Origin of the sequence: Aurantimicrobium sp. MWH-Uga1 (genome assembly GCF_003325955.1) — a bacterium.
GTDB lineage: Bacteria > Actinomycetota > Actinomycetes > Actinomycetales > Microbacteriaceae > Aurantimicrobium.
In genome coordinates this window covers 1,055,047-1,074,400 of record NZ_CP030929.1, presented here as the reverse complement: position 1 = coordinate 1,074,400, position 19,354 = coordinate 1,055,047, and the positions used below count along the sequence as shown (strand labels likewise).

Genomic DNA, 19,354 nt, shown 5'->3' with positions numbered 1-19,354 from the left:
CCTTGCCGAGTTTGTTTAGCGTGGCCCTCGTGGGTTAGGCTAGGGAGTCGGTTCAGGGCTTAGCCCAGGCCCGGTGGGGTATGGTGTAATTGGCAACACGAAGGTTTCTGGTACCTTTGTTCTTGGTTCGAGTCCAGGTACCCCAGCAAGTCAAACCCTCGCTTATGCGGGGGTTTTTCTCGTTAATTCCTGACAAAAATTGAGGGATAAATACCTCAAAAACGCACTCGATTGAGTTCAATTCACAGCTTAGATGGCGTGTTTTGATCGACATAAACAGGTGACACCTATCGTGGGAAAGCACATCCGCTTTCGAATCGAGGAAATACATGTCTGAAAAAGTAGACGTCGAAGAACACAGCATGACTGCACGTGTTCTTGCTGAAATCTGGGGAACATTTGTTCTCGTATTGGGCCTTATTGGTGCCGCTATTTTTGCTGCAGGATTCCATGAAGACACCAACGGGGTTGGCATTCTTGGTGTCGCTTTAGCCGTCGGTATTGCGGTTTTGGCTGCTGCCTATTCAGTTGGCCGCATCTCTGGGGCGCACTTCAATCCTGCTGTGAGCGTTGGGTTGGCTTTCGCTCAACGCATGCCCTGGAAAGACGTGCCTGCCTATGTTCTGGCTCAGATAGTTGGTGGCTTGCTTGCAACCACGTTGATCTATCTCATTGCTACCGATGGCCCTCTGGGATTCCTTTTGATGTCCACTGAGGCAGGTTTTGCGTCCAACGGTTATGGTGAAGGTTCCCCCGGTGGATTTGGTCTCACGGCGGTCATCCTTGCTGAAGTTTTCTTTACCGCACTGCTTGTCTGGGTTGTTCTCGGAACCACTCACAAGCTTGCCGTCGTGGGATTTGCTCCCTTGGCAATTGGTCTCACCCTGACACTTATTCACATTGTGACTATTCCCATCAGCAACACCTCGGTTAACCCAGCCCGTTCTCTGGCAACCGCTGTCTACGGTGGCGCATTCCCGATGTCACAGTTGTGGGTATTCATCGTGGCTCCTCTTGCGGGTGCAGCACTGGCTGGTTTGACCTACCGGGTTATGCTCAACCGCAAGGGTGACTAAATAGCTCAAACACAGATGCCCATTCCGATTCCGGAGTGGGCATCTGTGTTTTTAGCGACATAATCAAAAGGTGAAACTTGGCCAAGGCCCCATTGTTGTGGCAATAAACCCCACTGCGTCATTTGGCGCCCATGCTGGTGCTGGAGCTGCAACTGTTTCTGCTCTTGAATATGCAGGTTATGAGGTGACCGAGCTTCGAGCCGAGGACTTTCACTTACTCAATGGAAAGGTCAATCGAGCACTGGCGTTGACTCCTGACGCCCTCGTTGTGGTTGGTGGGGATGGCATGGTGTCACTTGCCGTCAATGCTGTTGCACAAACATCTATTCCCTTCGGTGTTATCCCAGCGGGAACGGGCAATGATTTAGCGCGAGGTCTTGGTCTTCCCATAGGAGACATACCCGCCGCGGTAAACAGGCTTCTTGATTCTCTCTCACGTGAACCGCAACGATTGGATCTGGGGCGTGTCACCTCGAGTGATGGAACGCAGGTTCGCTGGTTTGCCAGCATACTTTCTGCAGGATTTGATGCAGTAGTGAATGAGCGGGCAAACACAATGAAAAGGCCACAAGGCAAAAGTCGTTACATCATCGCCCTCTTGCGCGAGTTGTTTGCTTTCAGGCCGGTGGATTACAGCATCACTATTGATGGTGTTTCAACTACTCAGAAAGCCATGCTTATTTCTGTGGCAAACAACACAAGTATGGGTGGCGGTATGAAGGTGGCACCACAGGCAAGCATGGAGGATGGCCTGCTGGATGTTTTTGTTTTGAAACCGCTGTCGAAAGTGCGATTCCTGAGACTGTTTCCTCGTGTTTTTGCTGGAACACACATCACAGAACCTGAGGTCAGCATCCAACAGGGCACACAGGTGAGAATTGATGCAGAAGGCATCGTTGCTTATGCCGATGGGGAGCGGGTGTGGCCATTGCCTGTAGAGGTGGACGTTGTGCCTTCTGCAGTGCGAATCCTTCTCTAATTCACCCAACGGATTATGTGGCAAACGGCCATGTGTGGCATTATTGACAGGTCGCAACGGCCCCATCGTATAGCGGCCTAGTACGCCGCCCTCTCACGGCGGTAACGCGGGTTCGAATCCCGCTGGGGTCACAATTACAAAACCCTCACCTTCGGGTGGGGGTTTTGTTTTCTGTGAGGTACATCTCAATCCGAAAGCCCCTGTAGCCTTATAGCACTATGGATGGTGCTCTCCCCGCGTGGTTTGAAATTGGTTCGCTGATTGTCTTGACGGCAATTTTGATTGCTGACCTTCTCATCATTTTCAAACGACCCCACGTTCCCTCCATGCGCGAAGCGTCTCTGTGGGTCGGCTTCTATGCTCTGCTTGCCGTTCTGTTTGGTGTGGCCATTCTCGCGATAGGAGATGCTGAACATGCAGGTCAGTTCTATGCTGGTTGGCTGACCGAATACAGCCTGAGCATCGATAACCTCTTTGTCTTTGTGATCATCATGAGCCGTTTTGCAGTGCCAAAGAAGTATCAGCAGGAAGTGCTCATGGTGGGAATCATCATGGCGCTGGTCTTGCGCGCTATCTTCATTGTTTTAGGCGCTGCCCTCATCGAGAACTTCTCCTGGATTTTCTACATCTTCGGTGGTTTCTTGCTGTACACCGCATGGCACCAAGCTTTCCGTTCCCATGAAGACGAGGAAGAAACCGAAAGCAAACTTATTGCGTTCCTTCGCAAGCGCATCTCGATGTCCCCGGAGTATGACGGCGCAAAGATTCGTACCGTCCACAACGGCAAAAAGATGTTCACCCCCATGATTGTGGTGTTTATTACCATTGCCATCACGGATGTTATTTTCGCCTTCGACTCCATTCCTGCGATTTTTGGTATCACAACCAGCCCATTCCTTGTCTTTGCAGCTAATGTCTTTGCTTTGATGGGCCTACGCCAGCTCTACTTCTTGCTCGGTGGCCTCCTCGACAAGCTGGAATACCTCAAATACGGAATCGCTTTCATTCTGGGATTCATCGGTGTCAAGCTGGTTCTTCACGCTATGCACGTCAACGAATTACCCTTCGTCAACGGGGGAGAACCCATCGCATGGGCGCCAGAAATCAGCACGGTCACCTCACTTCTGGTTATCGTGTCAGCAATGGCTGTCGCCACGATTGCCAGCGTGATCAAGATGCGTAGGGTTGAAGCTGCCGAGAACAAGGTAACCACCGGTTCGAAGTAGAATTACAAGGTGAACAAACCTAGAACTCTCGCGGAAAAAGTGTGGGATGACCACTTGGTCGTAAAGGGTGAAGACGGCACCCCCGATCTGATTTACATCGACCTTCACCTGCTACACGAAGTTACTAGCCCACAAGCGTTTGATGGCCTGCGTCAGGCAGGTCGACCTGTGCGTCGTCTCGATCTCACCATCGCAACAGAGGATCACAACACTCCTACCCTGGATATCGATAAGCCCATCGCGGATGAAACCAGCCGGGTCCAGATTCAAACCCTGCGAAACAATGCCGAAGAATTCGGTGTCCGACTGCACTCACTCGGTGATGTGGAGCAAGGAATCGTTCACGTCGTCGGGCCACAACTTGGTTTGACAATGCCAGGAATCACAGTTGTCTGTGGCGACTCACACACTTCCACTCACGGCGCCTTTGGGGCTATGGCATTTGGAATCGGCACGAGCGAGGTTGAGCACGTTCTCGCTACTCAGACACTTCCACTGAAACCTTTCAAAACCATGGCCATCAACGTGGAGGGAACACTCAAACCTGGTGTCACCGCTAAAGACATCATCCTGGCTGTCATCGCCAAAATTGGTGCCAACGGTGGGCAAGGTTACGTTCTTGAATATCGGGGTTCCGCGATTGAAGCTCTTTCGATGGAAGCACGAATGACTATCTGCAACATGTCCATTGAGGCAGGAGCTCGTGCAGGAATGATTGCCCCCGATCAGACCACTTTTGACTACCTGGAAGGTCGTCCTCACGCTCCACAAGGTGCTGACTGGGATGAAGCCGTTGCTTATTGGAAGACGCTGCCCACAGACGAAGGTGCTGTCTTTGATGCAGAGGTCACTCTCAACGCGGATGAACTCGAGCCTTTTGTTACCTGGGGTACTAACCCTGGTCAGGGTGCATCACTGAGTGGCGTTGTTCCCTCGCCAGATGATTTCTCAGATCCCAACGAGCGCATTGCTGCACAGCGTGCACTGGAATACATGGCCCTCACCCCGGGCACAAAACTCAAAGATATTCCTGTCGATGCAGTCTTCATGGGGTCATGCACTAACGGACGTATAGAAGACCTTCGCGCTTTTGCGTCCGTCATCAAGGGCAAGAAGAAAGCCGACGGCGTTCGAGTGATGGTTGTTCCTGGTTCTGCCCGAGTTCGTTTAGAAGCAGAAGCTGAAGGTCTCGACAAAATCATTACCGACTTTGGAGCAGAGTGGCGCTTCGCTGGCTGCTCAATGTGTTTGGGCATGAACCCAGATCAACTCGCGGTTGGGGAGCGTTGTGCCTCGACATCGAACCGTAACTTTGAAGGCCGCCAAGGTAAAGGTGGTCGCACCCACCTCGTATCGCCATTGGTTGCTGCTGCCACCGCAATTCGTGGCACGCTCTCAAGCCCCTCAGACGTGGAAGGCTAACCATGGAGAAATTTACTTCTGTGACCGGTGTTGGTGTTCCACTTCGTCGAAGTGCCGTGGACACCGACCAAATCATCCCTGCTGTCTACCTCAAGCGTGTCACCAAGACAGGTTTTGATGACGCACTCTTTGCAAACTGGCGTCAAGATCCAGAATTCATTTTGAACCAACCTGAGTATCAAGGAGCTAAAGTCCTGGTTGCAGGTCCTGACTTCGGCACCGGCTCTTCTCGCGAACACGCTGTGTGGGCGCTGCGTGATTATGGTTTCGACGCTGTGTTGGCACCCAAATTTGCTGACATCTTTCGTGGAAACTCTGGAAAGCAAGGTTTGCTGACCGGTGTAATTTCAGAGTCTGACTGTGAAAAACTCTGGGCAGCCCTCGAGGATCAACCCGGTGTAGAACTCACAGTTGACTTGGTGGAGAAGAAAGCAACTCTCGGTGATCTCGTTGTTCCGTTCGAGGTTGATGATTACATTCGGTGGCGTTTGCTCGAAGGTCTAGACGACATCGCGCTAACCTTGCGTAACGAACAAGCCATCAATGATTTTGAAGCGCGCCGTGAATCTTGGCGCCCAAGGACCCTTCCTGCGAGGCATGCATGAACACTGTTGCAAATGATGCGAGAGCCGCAGGCGCGCGTGTAGGCCTCTCTGGGGACACCATCACGATTAATGGTGGATCTCCTCTCACCGGTCGTATTGAGGTCAAGGGTGCAAAAAACCTTGTCACCAAGGCCATGGTTGCTGCGTTGCTGGGGGAGAGCCCCAGCGAATTGCGCGATGTTCCTGACATTAGCGATGTGCGTGTAGTCAAGGGACTGCTTGAAGTTCACGGCGTCAAAGTTGAGCACAACGTTGCAGAAGGCATTCTTCTTCTTGATCCTGCGGGTGTTGAATCTGCGCATATGACGGATATTGATGCGCACGCTGGCTCTAGCCGTATTCCGATCTTGTTCTGTGGTCCATTACTGCACCGTCTTGGCGAAGCTTTCATCCCAGATTTGGGAGGTTGCCGTATTGGAGACCGCCCCATTGACTACCACTTAGAAGTGCTTGGTAGTTTCGGAGCTGTTATTGAGAAATTGCCAACTGGTATCCGTATGACTGCGCCAGATGGTCTCACTGGAACCAAGATTTCTTTGCCCTACCCCAGCGTTGGAGCCACCGAGCAAGTTCTCCTTACCGCTGTTCGTGCTAAGGGAAAGACTGAGCTTTCTGGCGCAGCCATTGAGCCAGAAATCATGGACCTCATCAACATCCTGCAAAAGATGGGCGCCATCATCTCTGTCGATACCGACCGTGTCATTCGAATTGAGGGTGTGGACAAGCTCCAGGGGTATACCCACCGAGCATTGTTTGACCGCAACGAAGCAGCAAGCTGGGCCTCAGCAGCCCTAGCCACAGGCGGAGATGTTTTCGTTGGCGGAGCTCAGCAGGCAGAAATGTTGACCTTCCTCAACATATTCCGCAAGGTTGGTGGTGCGTTTGAAATTCACGATGACGGTATTCGTTTCTATCACCCAGGCGGAGAGCTGAAGCCAGTGGTTGTCGAGACTGACGTTCACCCCGGCTTTATGACCGACTGGCAGCAGCCCTTGGTAGTGGCGCTGACGAAAGCTAATGGTGTCTCTATCGTGCATGAGACGGTCTACGAACAGCGCTTTGGTTTTGTTGATGCCCTCGTCAAGATGGGCGCCAACATCCAACTGCACAGCGAATGTTTGGGCGGTCACCCGTGTCGTTTTGGTCAACGGAACTTCCTACACTCAGCAGTCATTTCTGGACCAACTGAACTTCACGGCGCAGATATTGAAGTTCCGGACCTGCGCGGCGGCTTTAGCCACCTCATCGCTGCTCTCACGGCGAAGGGAACATCACGAGTGAGCAATGTGGGAATCATCAGCCGTGGATATGGTGACTTCATTACCAAGCTGCGCCAACTCGGCGCCGACTTCGTTATCGAGGGCGAGTAACCTCTCGTGAGTGAACGCAGCAAGCCATCTATCTTTTGGCTTTTTGCCCTCTTTGCCCTTCCGCTCATGGGCTTGATGGTGAAATTTCGGTTTCATGACCGCGAAAAAATGCCTCAAACCGGCGCAGCAATCATCACGCCCAATCACTACTCCAACATTGATCCGGTCGTCATCGGCACAGCTACCTGGTATCTCGGACGCTTGCCACGATTTATGGCCAAAGCAAGCATCTTGAAAATTCCTGTACTGGGTTGGATTTTGTTAAAGTCTGGCCAGATTCCCGTTGAACGTGGGGGATCTACTCGCAGTTCTGCAGCACTTAACGCGGCGAAAGAACTTGTTGCCAAAGAACGCACCGTCATTGTTTATCCAGAAGGCTCTCTGACCAGAGATCCTGATATGTGGCCTATGCGTGGAAAAAGTGGCGCTGTCCGCCTCGCTCTAGAACTTGATATCCCGATCATTCCGGTAGCGCACTGGGGCACCCAACAACTCATGGCGCGATACTCCAACAAATTGAATGTGTTTCCTCGTCACACTATCGATGTCAAAGTTGGAGACCCCGTTGACCTCAGTGAATTCGTGGGAAAGCCTTTGGATAACAAAACTCTCACCGAAGCTACTACCAAGGTGATGGACGCCATCACTGCTTTACTGGAAGACTTACGTGGTGAGAAAGCACCAGAAGTTCGCTGGAACCCAGCAGATCACAACCAGAGTGAGACGGGGCGGTTTTGAGTAAGAAACCACTAACTCCTCCCGCACGTAAAGTTGCTGTACTCGGTGCTGGCAGTTGGGGAACCACATTTGCCAAGATCCTTGCTGATAGCGGCAATGATGTGATGCTCTGGGCACGCCGCGACGACCTCGCCGCAGATATCAATGAAACCCATCGCAACAGCGACTATTTGCGTGGTATTCGACTTCCTTCGAATCTTGTCGCCACGAGCTCGATGGCAGCAGCAGTCAATCAAGCAGAACAGGTATACCTCTGCGTCCCTAGTCAGACGCTACGGGAAAACCTTGTGCAACTGGCACCGCTCTTGCGTGATGACCAAATTGTAATCTCCCTCATGAAAGGCGTGGAGAAGAAGACTGGTCTGCGCATGAGCGAGGTCATTGCCGAAGAGCTGCCCATTAGCCCAGACTTGATTGCAGTTGCATCAGGGCCTAACTTGGCACTTGAAATTGCTAAGGAGCAACCCACAGCAGCTGTTATTTCCAGTGAGTCTCTCGACACTGCAAGCGTGGTCGCACAAACAGTCTCTAACCGTTACTTCCGTTGTTTTGTCAACACTGATGTGCCCGGAACCGAATTTGGTGGGGTACTCAAAAACCTGATTGCCGTTGCGGTGGGCATTGTGGATGGAGTTGGCTATGGAGATAACACCAAAGCCTCGATCATCACACGTGGTTTGGCAGAAATGACGGATTTTGCTGTTGCCTATGGTGCTCAGCCAGAAACCCTTGCAGGTCTGGCCGGCCTGGGTGACCTCATCGCAACCTGCGAATCTCCGTTGTCACGAAACAACACCGCAGGACGTCTGCTCGGTCAGGGATACACCCTCAAAGAGGTGACAAACCAAATGCAGCAAACGGCAGAAGGGCTTGCTTCAGTTGCACCTGTGTTGACCTTGGCACGTGCGCGTGAAGTCGACATGCCTATCGTCGAGCAGGTCAGTCAGGTATTGGCCGGTACGCTCGACCCGAAGGACATTGCACCTCACCTCACTACTGATACGGATGAGCCTCAGGGCGAAAGGAGCCTCGATGACTACCAAACTCGTGGTGGCGGTGTTGTTTGGGGGGCGCTCAAGCGAGCATTCAATCAGTTGCGCGACAGCCCGGGGAGTTCTTCAAGCGATTGACCGTGATCGCTACGACGTGCTACCAATCGGGATTACCCGTGATGGAGCTTTCACTTTAGCCAGTGCTAACCCCGATGATTACGTTCTCATCCCTGGCCAGCTTCCAGAAGTTGAAGATAATGGCACCCGCATTATCTGGCCTGATTCTGCTCATACAAACGAATTATGGCTCTCGGGGGATGGGGCAGATCGTTCTCTCGGCAACGTCGACGTTGTATTCCCAATTTTGCATGGACCTTTTGGTGAAGACGGAACCATTCAGGGCATGCTCGAGTTGTATGGCCTTCCATACGTGGGCTCAGGGGTTTTAGCTTCGAGCTTGGGTATGGATAAGCACTTCACGAAGACTGTCTTGCAAGCCGCTGGCATCGAGGTAGCTCCCTGGCGAACCATCAAGCGTTATGACTGGCATAAACGTCCTCAAGCTATTCGGGCCATGGCGGAACAAATGCCATTACCTGTTTTCGTTAAACCTGCCCGGGCTGGTTCGAGCGTGGGAGTGGGCAAGGTATCCAACTGGAACGAGTTTGCTCAGGCCATGGATGAGGCATTCCTGGAAGACGATCACGTTTTGATAGAAGCTGGAATTGTTGGTCGAGAGGTCGAGTGCGCAGTTCTCCAAGGAATGCCAGGTGAGCCAACGCGTGCTTCCGTCGCTGGAGAAATAGTTGTCTCTGGGCGAGACTTTTATGACTTTGAAGCAAAATATCTTGGCGCTGAAGGAATTGATTTAGTCTGCCCCGCGCAGTTGAGCGCAGACGAGCTTTCTGAGCTCCAGCGTTTGAGCATTCGTGCCTTTGAAGCAATCGGTGGCGCAGGTTTGGCGCGGGTGGACTTCTTCCTCACCGAAACAGGTTACGTTCTGAATGAGATCAACACGATGCCCGGTTTTACGCCCATCTCGATGTTCCCGAGGTGCTGGCAAGAAACGGGGCTCAGTTATTCAGAACTGATTGATGAACTTATTCAGGTTGCACTCGCGCATCATGCGGAAGACTAATTCCTACTCTGAGAAAACATCCGTGATGTCGGTGCACTGAGAGGTTTGTGGAAGCACGCTCACTGCGGGACCTAAGTCCACAAGAGTCGTTGTTCCACTTACAGCCTCTGAGTCAATTACGACCTCAACCGCGGGGGTACGACCATAGGTTGTGTACCGATATAAGGGTGCTTGACTGTCATCCTCAATCCAGTCCACGTCATTGATGGATACACACGGCAAGGTTGTGGGGCCGGGTACTGTCACTCCACAGGTGAGCAGAACTGCTGCGGGGGTGCCCCAAGCGCCTGTGGCTTGTGCATTAGTTTCCCGCTTTGTTAGCTCAGAGACTGTGTCAGGCAAACGCACCGTCACGTTGGCGCATTCAGGATTGTTAGAATCCTCGGCAGGTTTCATGGGGACCACTCCGGCGCAGCTAGTTAAACCCAGCCCAATAATGGCGGCAACTGTGACAAACCCGAGGGGTCGAATGCGAATATTCATCTTCTTCAGGCTACCGTGAGAGGGTGAGAGATTTTCCTGAGAATGCGACCCTTGGCCAAATGCCCGAGTCGGCAATTTTGGCGAGTATTTTCCCCAGACTGCCTCACTCAGATTTCACCATCGTTGGACCAGGCGACGATTGTGCTGTCATGCGCGCCCCTGATTCTCGGTTTGTGATCACCACCGACATGATGGTTCAAGGCCCTGACTTCCGGCTGGAGTGGTCAACTCCCCATCAGTTAGGTATCAAAGCTGCAGCAACCAATCTTGCTGATGTGGCAGCCATGGGGGCGGTCCCCACGGGGCTCGTCGTGTCCATCGCTGCTCCGCCAGAAACGAATGTCTCATTCCTCGAAGCTGTAGCCGACGGATTCTATGACGCGTGCCTCGAGCTAGCACCGGGATGCGGTGTGGTCGGGGGAGACTTGTCCGTCTCGAGTGTGGTTGTCATCAGTGTGAGCGCCTTTGGCGATTTAGAGGGACGAGAGCCCTTACTGCGCTCATCAGCACAACCCGGAGATGTCGTCGCCGTGTGCGGACGCTTGGGTCTTGCAGGGCTTGGCCTAGAAGAGCTATTTGCTGGAACACAAGATGTTCATCCTCTTCTGCGAGCTGCACAACTAGCCCCCTGGCCGCCCATCTCACAGGGAAAGGCTGTTGCAGTTGCTGGGGCACGAGCGGCCATGGATGTGTCTGACTCGTTAGTGATGGACGCTGGTCGCATTGCTCATGCAAGCAATGTCGTCATTGAACTCGACGAAGCAGTTATCGATGGGCTCGCTTCTCGCCTGGCAATTGAGGTTGGGGTTGATGCCTCTCATGCCCGACAAGCAATGCTTTTTGGCGGTGAAGATCATGCCTTAATCGTGACCTTCCCAGCTGAACTTCCATTACCCCCGGGATTCGATGCCCTTGGCGTGGTTCGAGCCTGTGCAACCGGTGAATCCCCTCATGTGAGCATGGGCGGGGCAGCAATTGCAGAAAATGGATGGAACCCTTTCAAAGGTTGGAATGGTGAACTCTCATGACGCGAATCATTTCAGGATTTGCCGGTTCACGAGAGTTGAAGGTTTCCAAAACAGGCACACGTCCCACCAGTGATCGTGTTCGAGAAGCAATCTTTTCCGCGTTGGAATCAAAAGACCTCATCACACAAGCCCAAGTTTTGGATCTCTACGCAGGTTCTGGTGCACTCGCTCTAGAAGCACTCAGCCGTGGGGCAAGCCAAGTCGTTATGGTGGAGAAAAATCACCAAGCAGGGGCGTTGCTTAAAGCTAATGCCGAACTCATTCGTTCCTCAGGCAAGCTTCCCAGCTCCGCTTGCAGTGTTCATCTGGCATCTGTCATGAGCTTTCTTTCGACCTTTACTGGGCAGTCATTCGACATAGTGTTTATTGACCCACCCTATGAGCTCAGCAACGAAGAAATAACGGAAGTCTTGAGGCACCTCATTCCTTTACTTGCCTCTGATGCTGATGTTGTTCTGGAGCGCAGTACACGAAGCGGTGTGCCAGAAATACCAGAGGGATTAAGCCTTGAAAAAAGCAAGGCGTATGGAGAAACGACTATCCACTGGCTCTACCAGACATAGTCACAGGCCAAACATAGACTGAGGTCTATGCCACATTCTGATGCTTTGCTTGATGCGCAGCTGGAGCCCATTCTGGGATCTAAGAATGCAACAGCCCTCAAGAAGGCATTTGGTTTTCACACCGTCGGAGAATTCCTCTCTCACTATCCCAGGCGATATGCCCGCCGCGGAGAGCTCACGGCAATCACTGATGTGCCACTGAATGAGAACGTCACGATTGTCGCTGAGGTTCTTGATGTACGAGAGCGGCCCATGCGCGCTCGCCGAGGGTCGCTATTGGAGGTGCGTATTACTGATGGTCGCTCTGGTGGCATCATGACACTGACCTTCTTCAACCAAGCCTGGCGTGCAAAAGACCTCAAGCCGGGCGTCCGGGGAATTTTTGCCGGGAAAGTGGGCACCTATCGAGGTGCATTACAACTTGCGCACCCTGATTACGAGCTCTTTGATGCACTAGAAAATCCTGAATCCTCACAGAGCGAAGCAGCGAGATGGGCATTGCTACCTATTCCGATCTATCCAGCAACGAGCACACTAGCAAGTTGGCAAATAGCCAAAATGATAAATCTGGTGCTAGAGCCTCTGCGCAAGGGCGCCGTGGTTTCTGATCCAGTGCCGGAAGTTGTTCGCGCCAAGAGGTCGCTGCTGCCGTTGAGTGAAGCAGTGATAAAGATTCATCAACCCGAGATTGATACTGACTGGAAGCTCGCTCGTGAAACGTTGAGATTCCACGAAGCCTTCATCCTTCAGGCCACACTCTTGGAACAACGTGCACAGGCACAAGAGCAAGCTGCAACACCTCGGCCGCACCGCGCCGGGGGATATCTTGACCAGCTGGATGCAAGGCTGCCGTTCACCCTCACCCCTGACCAGCAAAAAACCGGTGAGGAAATTTCTGAGGATATGTCCTCGTCACACCCCATGAACCGACTCGTTCAAGGAGAGGTTGGGTCAGGAAAAACACTGGTTGCTTTGCGGGCTATGTTGCAGGTGGCTGACAGCGGTGGCCAGGCCGCATTATTAGCTCCAACGGAGGTGTTAGCCGCACAACATTTACGCTCGATTGTTACCATGCTGGGCCCAGATCTTGCCGCTTCAGTGATGCCGACGTTGCTCACGGGGCAACTTCCAGCCGCCGCCAAACGACAGGCTTTACTACGCGCAGTCTCCGGGCAAGCGCGTATTGTGATTGGAACACACGCACTGCTGAGCGACAAGGTCGAATTCTTCGACCTGGGCTTGGTTGTCGTGGACGAACAACACCGTTTTGGTGTTGAACAACGTCAAGCATTGCGTCTGAAAAGTGACCTCACTCCTCACGTGTTGGTTCTCACGGCAACGCCTATTCCACGAACCGTGGCCATGACAGTATTTGGTGACCTCGATGTTTCCGTGATTGCAGGACTGCCCGAAGGCCGCGCGGGCATCACGAGCCATGCTGTGTATCTGGCAGAACACCCAAATTGGATAACGCGAGTCTGGGAACGTGTCGAGGAAGAGATTGCCTCAGGAAGACAAGCATTTGTGGTGTGCCCAGCAATTGATGCCTCTGGAGCACCCGAGGAAGATCCTGATGCTCTCATCGAAGATCAAGAACGAGAGTCCGATGGTGAAACGCCACCCAAGGCATCAGTGGAAGCAGTTGCTGCTTTGCTTACTGAACATCCCCTGTTGGGTAAACGGCGGATTGCTCAGCTTCACGGGCGAATGAGCAGTGAAGATAAAGATGCTGTTATGCAGGCATTTTCGGCGGGGGAGATAGATCTCATTGTGGCCACCACGGTGATTGAGGTCGGAGTTGATGTGCCTAACGCTTCAACCATGGTGGTTCTCGATGCTGACAGGTTCGGAGTTTCTCAGTTACACCAATTACGTGGTCGTGTTGGCCGCGGAGGAGTACCGGGGCTGGCACTTTTTGTCACTCACGCACAACCTGGCACAACAGCCCATGAACGTGTGGAAGCCGTTGCAAGCACGCTCGATGGATTTGAATTAGCCCGCATTGATTTGGAGCTGCGCAGCGAAGGTAATGTCCTGGGTACTAACCAGTCAGGTGGTCGGTCTTCGTTGAGGTTGCTGCGCGCGGCACGAGATGGGGACCTTATTGCACAAGCCCGCCAAGAAGCCGCACAAATCATTGAACATGATCCTGATTTCTCACAACATGTGATCCTCAAAGAAGCAATTGCACGTCGGCTCAGTGAAAGTGAACGCGATTTCTTGGACAAAAACTAGGAATTAACTCACCAGTGCTTGCCAAGATGCGTAGGCTGGAGACATGCGCAGGATCGCCGTAGTCCCTGGTTCATTTGACCCCATCACACTGGGGCACCTCGATGTCATTGCTCGTGCCACGAAGCTTTTTGACGAAGTACACGTGGTTGTGGTGCATAACCCCGACAAGCACGCACTTCTGCCCATCGCCCAGCGCGTAACGCTCATCGAAGAAGCTATTGAAGAAGCAGCACTTGGTGAAAATGTCCTTGTGGCTTCGTGGAGCATGGGTCTGCTCGTGGACTACTGCTCAGATGTCGGTGCAACTGTTCTGATTAAGGGCATTCGCACACAAACAGACATCACATACGAGACCCCTATGGCCATGGTCAACAGAAACCTTGCGGGAATTGAAACAGTTTTCCTGATGCCTGAACCAGGCCACTCCTATGTTTCGAGTTCACTGGTTCGCCAGGTGGCTTCACTAGGTGGAGATGTTCGTCCCTACGTACCTCACGTCGTGGCAAACTATCTGCAAGGTCCCTAATACGCTGTATCTATGGCAGAAAAATCACGCTGGTCATTAGGTGCAAAGCTCAAAGGTCTCTTTGGGCGTGCAACAGAATCAGCTGAACCCGATGAGGACATTTTCGATGATGTCCCTTCTTTGCCTCGTAACGATGAGGTCGAACGGGAGCTTGAGCCAGTTGTTGAATCTGTTGCTGAGGTAAAACCTCCTCAGGAAGAACAACCAGCTCCGGTCAAAAAATCTGCACCAAAGCAGCACGCTGAACCAGATTTAGTCGCTGAGCCTGCGCCCACAGTTCCTGTCGAAGAACCTGTTGCAGTTGAGCCTGAGCCTGTGCCTGAGCCTGAGACAGTCACTGTGCCCGAACCAGCCCCAGAGCTTGCCCCAGAAATTGTTGAAGAAGATGCAACCTCAGAGCCTTCTGTCGTTGAGGAACCTCAGCCTGAGGTTGTGACCAAGACTCCCAAAGAAAAGGCAGCAGCAAAGACTACTGCCAAGGTTTCCCGTCGAGTCACCATCGATGAGAACACGTGGGAAGAACTTGAGGAGACTCTCCTTGGCGCCGATTTCGGCCCAGACATCACCGAAGAACTCATTGACGTCATGCGTGCCAACGTGGCCAAGTACAACACGAGTGATCCTGATGACTTTGTTCGTTTACTACGTGAAGCTATTGAAGACCGCTTGAACAAGTTCGACACGACCCTCAAGCTCAGTGAACGTCCTGCTGTCATTTTGGTTGTTGGCGTCAATGGTGTGGGAAAAACCACCACCATTGGAAAAGTAGCCAAGTACATCGCCAACGCAGGCAAATCTGTTGTCGTTGGAGCAGCAGATACCTTCCGCGCTGCAGCAGTGGACCAATTGGCCACCTGGGCACAGCGTGCGGGCGTTGATGTCGTCAGGCCACAAATAGAGGGTCAGGATCCTTCAGCGGTGGCATACCAATCCGTTGAATGGGCCATCAACCACGGCACCGAGATAGTCATCATCGATACCGCAGGTCGTTTACAAACAAAGAGCGGACTGATGGATGAGCTATCCAAAATCCGTCGTGTTATTGAAAAACAGGCTCCCATCTCTGAAGTTTTACTCGTGCTCGATGCCACAACTGGCCAAAACGGACTATCTCAAGCAGAAGCATTTCTTGAGCACGCAGGGGTAACCGGTTTGGTGCTCACTAAACTGGATGGCTCCGCCAAGGGTGGTTTTGTGCTGGCGGTTCAAGAACGCACTGGTATTCCTGTGAAGCTGGTTGGTAATGGTGAAGGTATCAATGACTTGATGGGCTTCACGCCACATGCCTTCGCAGCTCAGCTCGTTGGCTAGGCTAGAGGGGTTATGGCAACCTTTGGAACTCTCTCTTCGCGACTAACTGAGTCGCTGAAAAACCTTCGTGGCAAGGGAAAACTTTCTCCTGCTGATGTTGATGGCACACTTCGTGAGATTCGTCGTGCCATGTTAGACGCAGACGTCTCTTTGAACGTTGTCAAGAAGTTCACTAACGACGTTCGTGAACGTGCCCTCAGCGATGAAGTGAACAAAGCTTTGAACCCTGCGCAGCAGGTTGTTCAGATTGTGAACGAGGAACTGGTTGCGATTCTTGGTGGCGCACAGCGTCGACTGGAATTCGCCAAGAAACCACCAACCATCATCATGCTTGCTGGTTTGCAGGGTGCCGGTAAGACCACCCTGGCTGGAAAGTTAGCGAAATACCTCGCCAAGGATAAGCACACGCCACTGCTGGTGGCCTGTGACCTTCAGCGCCCAAACGCCGTTCAGCAGCTCGAAGTTGTTGCCAAGAATGCTGGCGTGGCTGTGTACTCACCGGAGCCAGGAAATGGTGTGGGAGACCCGGTCAAGGTCGCCAAGGATTCAATCAAGTTCGCCAACGACAAGCAGTACGACGTTGTCATCATTGACACAGCTGGTCGATTGGGCGTCGATGCTGAATTGATGAAGCAAGCTGCAGATATTCGCAAGGCAACTAGCCCTGACGAGGTTCTGTTCGTCATTGATGCCATGATTGGTCAGGATGCTGTTGCCACCGCACAAGCATTTCAGGACGGTGTTGATTTCACCGGTGTTGTCCTTTCCAAGCTCGATGGTGATGCCCGTGGTGGTGCTGCGCTGTCTGTTGTCTCAGAAACAGGACGCCCCATTCTTTTTGCTTCAACCGGTGAAAGTCTCGATGACTTCGAGCCGTTCTATCCAGATCGTATGGCCAGCCGCATTCTTGACCTAGGTGACATCCTCACCCTGATTGAGCAGGCTCAAGAAGCTTTTGATGAGAAAGAGGCAGCGCAACTTCAAGAGAAGTTCGCAACAGACTCGTTCACCCTTGAGGACTTCCTCAAGCAGATGCAGCAGCTCAAGAACATGGGCTCGATGAAGAAAATGCTCGGCATGCTTCCTGGCGCAGGCGCCATGAAGGAACAGCTCGATAACTTCGATGAACGTGAGCTCGTTCGCACCGAAGCCATCATTCAGTCGATGACTAAGGCAGAGCGTCAGAACACCAAGCTGCTTAATGGTTCACGTCGTCTGCGTATTGCCAAGGGTTCTGGCATGACCGTCACTGATGTGAATGCTTTGGTTAATCGCTTCGAGCAAGCAGCCAAGATGATGAAGACTGTTGCCAAGGGTGGAGTTCCACAGATCCCTGGAATGGGCCCCATGGGAGCAATGGGTCACGGTGGCAAAAAGCAGCAAGCAAAGAAGAAGGGTTCTAAGTCTGGAAACCCGGCTAAGCGTGCTGCAGAAAACGCTGCATTAGCTGCTGCCGCATCAAAACCAGGTGGGGGAGCAGGCTTTGGTTTCCCCAAGCCATCAGGTAACGATGGCCCCACTCCAGAAGAGCTCGAAGCTTTGCAGAAAATGTTGGGCAAAGGCTAAAAATATAAAGAATTACTCACAATAAATCCCCGCAAATACGGGGATTTTTTGTTCTCTACGTAATCTGACGTAACTCAGTTACGTCACGTTTCTTTTCAATTCGCAGCCATCCTTGTGTTCTCCCTACTGTGAAACACATGCCCTCCAACCTTTCCTCATCTCATGCCGTGACCAACACGGCATTTGAAGTGCTCTTTGAGGGGGTCGGCCGCAGTTTTGAGGTGGCGAACTCTCGTCGCAAGGATTCCGCTGAGACTCCCTCAGTACTCCGAGACATCAACATCACAGTTGAGCCGGGAGAACTCGTTGCCATTCTTGGCGCAAGTGGCTGCGGTAAATCAACTTTGCTTCGCATCACTGCCGGGCTGGACACTGGATATACAGGAAATGTCAGCATCGATGGGGCCCCAGTGGAGGGCATTGATCCTCGTTGTGCTTTTGCCTTCCAGGAACCCCGTTTACTTCCGTGGCGAACCGTTGCACAAAATGTCGCATTGGGGCTTCCACATGGTCTCGACAAAGATTCAGGAGAGAAACGGGTTGCTGAACTACTTGAACTCGTCGGTTTAGCGCCCTCCTCACATCTACGCCCGAGGGAAATTTCTGGTGGCATGGCTCAGCGAGCGTCACTGGCACGCGCCCTCGCTCGCAACCCTGGAGTGCTCCTCTTGGATGAACCTTTTGGCGCACTTGATGCGCTCACCAGGCTCAAAATGCAAGATCTACTTCTTGACATACACGAGGCAGAACCCACGACAGTGCTGTTGGTCACGCACGATGTTGACGAAGCCCTCCAATTAGCCGATCGCATTATTTTGTTGGGACGAATGCCCGAGGAGCCCGGTGCGACCATTACGGAACTGGTGAAAGTTCCTGGTGGCCGACCTCGCGACCGTGGCTCCGCAGAACTAGCTGAACTCCGAGCTCAACTGCTTGGCGGCCTGGGTGTCGATCGTCACACGACAAGCACCTTCAGCATCTAATTCTTCTTTGTTCATTACCTACATCCGAAAGATACGAAACACATCATGAAGAAAAAATCCCTACTCGCTTCTGTCACAGCCAGCATTGCAACACTTGCTCTCGTGCTGACTGGCTGCGCTAGTGAGCCCAAGCCTGTCGTCACTGAAGAAGCTGCTGCGGTTGTTGACCGTACCGGTGAAACCCTCAACATCGACTTTGCAACCTACAACCCACTGTCTCTCCTGATCAAGAACTATGGCTGGTTGGAAGAAGAACTCGCTGAAACAGGAATCAAGGTCAACTGGGTTCAGTCATTGTCCTCTGCTGACGCCAACGCAAAGCTTCTTGCTGGTGCTCTCGATGTTGGATCTATTGCTGGTTCTGCCGCGCTTCTCGCACGTGCGAACGGCTCACCTATCAAAACCATCGAAATCTACACCCAGCCTGAATGGGTAGCTCTTGCTGTTGGACCAGACTCCAAGATCAAGGACGTAGCTGATTTGGAAGGCAAGAAGGTTGCTGCTCGAAAGGGCACCGACACCTACTTCTTCCTGCTCCAGGCACTCGAAGAAGCTGGTGTTGACCCAGCAACAGTGACCATTGAAAACCTCGCTCACGCAGATGGTAAGACTGCACTGTTCAACGGTTCAGTTGACGCATGGGCAGGTCTTGACCCCATCCTTGCTGGAGCAGAAACCGAAGGTGCTCAGTTGATTTACCGCAACGTGGAGTTCAACAGCTATGGCTTCCTCAACGCCACGGAATCTTTCATCGCAGACAAGCCTGATGTTGCTCAGATTGTGACTAACGTCTACGAGCAGGCACGTCAGTACGCAATTGCTAACCCTGATGCTACCTACGCAGTTCTTGCCGCGGCATCTGGTTTATCAGTACCCGTTGCAAAGAAGGTCATCACGGAGCGCACACTCATCGATATCAATCCCATTCCTGGAAAGAAGCAGACCAAGCTCCTCAAGGGAATTGGCAAGGTCTTTGTTGCTAACGGTGACGTAGCTACCCAGGCGCAGGTCGATGACGCTCTCAAGACTCTGTACGACACCAAATTCATCAAGAAGTCCTACAAGGAAATTGACGTGAAGGCTACTGAAGCCGCAGAAGCAAAGTAAGTCAGA

The 19,354-nt window shown here is 52.5% G+C and carries 18 protein-coding genes and 2 tRNA genes; 19 read left to right on the top strand and 1 reads right to left on the bottom strand.

The genetic code is table 11. The features are described from left to right. Positions 1-74: 74 nt before the first annotated feature. The 11 genes from AURUGA1_RS05360 to AURUGA1_RS05310 all read left to right on the top strand — a co-directional run bounded on the left by AURUGA1_RS05360 (position 75) and on the right by AURUGA1_RS05310 (position 9,546). Positions 75-146, top strand: a tRNA-Gln gene (locus tag AURUGA1_RS05360). Positions 147-329: 183 nt separating this feature from the next. Then, complete coding sequence (gene aqpZ, locus AURUGA1_RS05355) at positions 330-1,076, top strand: aquaporin Z (protein ID WP_240187347.1); 747 nt, start codon at positions 330-332, stop codon at positions 1,074-1,076. A 70-nt stretch (positions 1,077-1,146) separates the two neighbouring features. Further along, entirely contained in the window at positions 1,147-2,055 is a 909-nt protein-coding gene (locus AURUGA1_RS05350) for a YegS/Rv2252/BmrU family lipid kinase (RefSeq protein ID WP_114129201.1), read from the top strand. A gap of 58 nt (positions 2,056-2,113) precedes the next feature. After that, positions 2,114-2,186: transfer RNA gene (locus tag AURUGA1_RS05345), tRNA-Glu, on the top strand. Between the two features lie 87 nt (positions 2,187-2,273). Beyond that, positions 2,274-3,281: a TerC family protein gene (locus tag AURUGA1_RS05340; RefSeq protein ID WP_114129200.1), complete on the top strand. Its 1,008-nt coding sequence runs from the start codon at positions 2,274-2,276 to the stop codon at positions 3,279-3,281. 9 nt (positions 3,282-3,290) lie between these two features. Then, positions 3,291-4,703 (top strand): 3-isopropylmalate dehydratase large subunit, encoded by a 1,413-nt coding sequence (leuC, locus tag AURUGA1_RS05335; RefSeq protein WP_114129199.1) that lies wholly within the window; start codon positions 3,291-3,293, stop codon positions 4,701-4,703. A gap of 2 nt (positions 4,704-4,705) precedes the next feature. Next, positions 4,706-5,308 (top strand): 3-isopropylmalate dehydratase small subunit, encoded by a 603-nt coding sequence (gene leuD, locus AURUGA1_RS05330; RefSeq protein WP_114129198.1) that lies wholly within the window; start codon positions 4,706-4,708, stop codon positions 5,306-5,308. After that, complete coding sequence (murA, locus tag AURUGA1_RS05325) at positions 5,305-6,678, top strand: UDP-N-acetylglucosamine 1-carboxyvinyltransferase (RefSeq protein WP_114129197.1); 1,374 nt, start codon at positions 5,305-5,307, stop codon at positions 6,676-6,678. Before leuD ends, murA begins: the two co-directional genes overlap by 4 nt. 6 nt (positions 6,679-6,684) lie before the next feature. Next, entirely contained in the window at positions 6,685-7,416 is a 732-nt protein-coding gene (locus AURUGA1_RS05320; RefSeq protein WP_240187346.1) for a 1-acyl-sn-glycerol-3-phosphate acyltransferase, read from the top strand. Then, the gene (locus tag AURUGA1_RS05315) at positions 7,413-8,546 is read left to right on the top strand and encodes an NAD(P)H-dependent glycerol-3-phosphate dehydrogenase (protein ID WP_114129196.1); all 1,134 of its coding nucleotides are present in this window, start codon (positions 7,413-7,415) and stop codon (positions 8,544-8,546) included. Before AURUGA1_RS05320 ends, AURUGA1_RS05315 begins: the two co-directional genes overlap by 4 nt. Next, complete coding sequence (locus AURUGA1_RS05310; RefSeq protein ID WP_114129195.1) at positions 8,449-9,546, top strand: D-alanine--D-alanine ligase family protein; 1,098 nt, start codon at positions 8,449-8,451, stop codon at positions 9,544-9,546. Before AURUGA1_RS05315 ends, AURUGA1_RS05310 begins: the two co-directional genes overlap by 98 nt. A 3-nt stretch (positions 9,547-9,549) precedes the next feature. On the opposite strand, the gene AURUGA1_RS05305 is transcribed toward AURUGA1_RS05310, so the two are convergent. Next, positions 9,550-10,029 (bottom strand): DUF3515 domain-containing protein, encoded by a 480-nt coding sequence (locus AURUGA1_RS05305; RefSeq protein WP_240187345.1) that lies wholly within the window; start codon positions 10,027-10,029, stop codon positions 9,550-9,552. A 23-nt stretch (positions 10,030-10,052) separates the two neighbouring features. Here AURUGA1_RS05305 and thiL point away from each other — a divergent pair, with 23 nt between their 5' ends. The 8 genes from thiL to AURUGA1_RS05265 all read left to right on the top strand — a co-directional run bounded on the left by thiL (position 10,053) and on the right by AURUGA1_RS05265 (position 19,348). Further along, positions 10,053-11,057 (top strand): thiamine-phosphate kinase, encoded by a 1,005-nt coding sequence (gene thiL, locus AURUGA1_RS05300; protein ID WP_240187344.1) that lies wholly within the window; start codon positions 10,053-10,055, stop codon positions 11,055-11,057. Beyond that, positions 11,054-11,620, top strand: coding sequence for a 16S rRNA (guanine(966)-N(2))-methyltransferase RsmD (gene rsmD / locus AURUGA1_RS05295; protein WP_114129193.1), 567 nt, complete (start codon positions 11,054-11,056; stop codon positions 11,618-11,620). The genes thiL and rsmD overlap by 4 nt, the downstream gene beginning before the upstream one ends. A gap of 27 nt (positions 11,621-11,647) precedes the next feature. Continuing rightward, complete coding sequence (locus AURUGA1_RS05290) at positions 11,648-13,855, top strand: ATP-dependent DNA helicase RecG (RefSeq protein WP_114129192.1); 2,208 nt, start codon at positions 11,648-11,650, stop codon at positions 13,853-13,855. 43 nt (positions 13,856-13,898) lie between these two features. Then, positions 13,899-14,381: a pantetheine-phosphate adenylyltransferase gene (gene coaD, locus AURUGA1_RS05285; protein WP_114129191.1), complete on the top strand. Its 483-nt coding sequence runs from the start codon at positions 13,899-13,901 to the stop codon at positions 14,379-14,381. A 432-nt stretch (positions 14,382-14,813) separates the two neighbouring features. Then, positions 14,814-15,692, top strand: a complete 879-nt coding sequence (gene ftsY, locus AURUGA1_RS05280; RefSeq protein ID WP_114129727.1) for a signal recognition particle-docking protein FtsY — start codon at positions 14,814-14,816, stop codon at positions 15,690-15,692. A gap of 12 nt (positions 15,693-15,704) precedes the next feature. Beyond that, positions 15,705-17,258 carry a signal recognition particle protein gene (gene ffh / locus AURUGA1_RS05275; protein WP_114129190.1) on the top strand — a complete coding sequence of 518 codons (1,554 nt, stop codon included), beginning with the start codon at positions 15,705-15,707 and terminating at the stop codon, positions 17,256-17,258. A 137-nt stretch (positions 17,259-17,395) separates the two neighbouring features. Further along, positions 17,396-18,241, top strand: coding sequence for an ABC transporter ATP-binding protein (locus AURUGA1_RS05270; RefSeq protein WP_114129189.1), 846 nt, complete (start codon positions 17,396-17,398; stop codon positions 18,239-18,241). 45 nt (positions 18,242-18,286) lie between these two features. After that, the gene (locus tag AURUGA1_RS05265) at positions 18,287-19,348 is read left to right on the top strand and encodes an aliphatic sulfonate ABC transporter substrate-binding protein (protein ID WP_205214636.1); all 1,062 of its coding nucleotides are present in this window, start codon (positions 18,287-18,289) and stop codon (positions 19,346-19,348) included. Positions 19,349-19,354 lie beyond the last annotated feature (6 nt).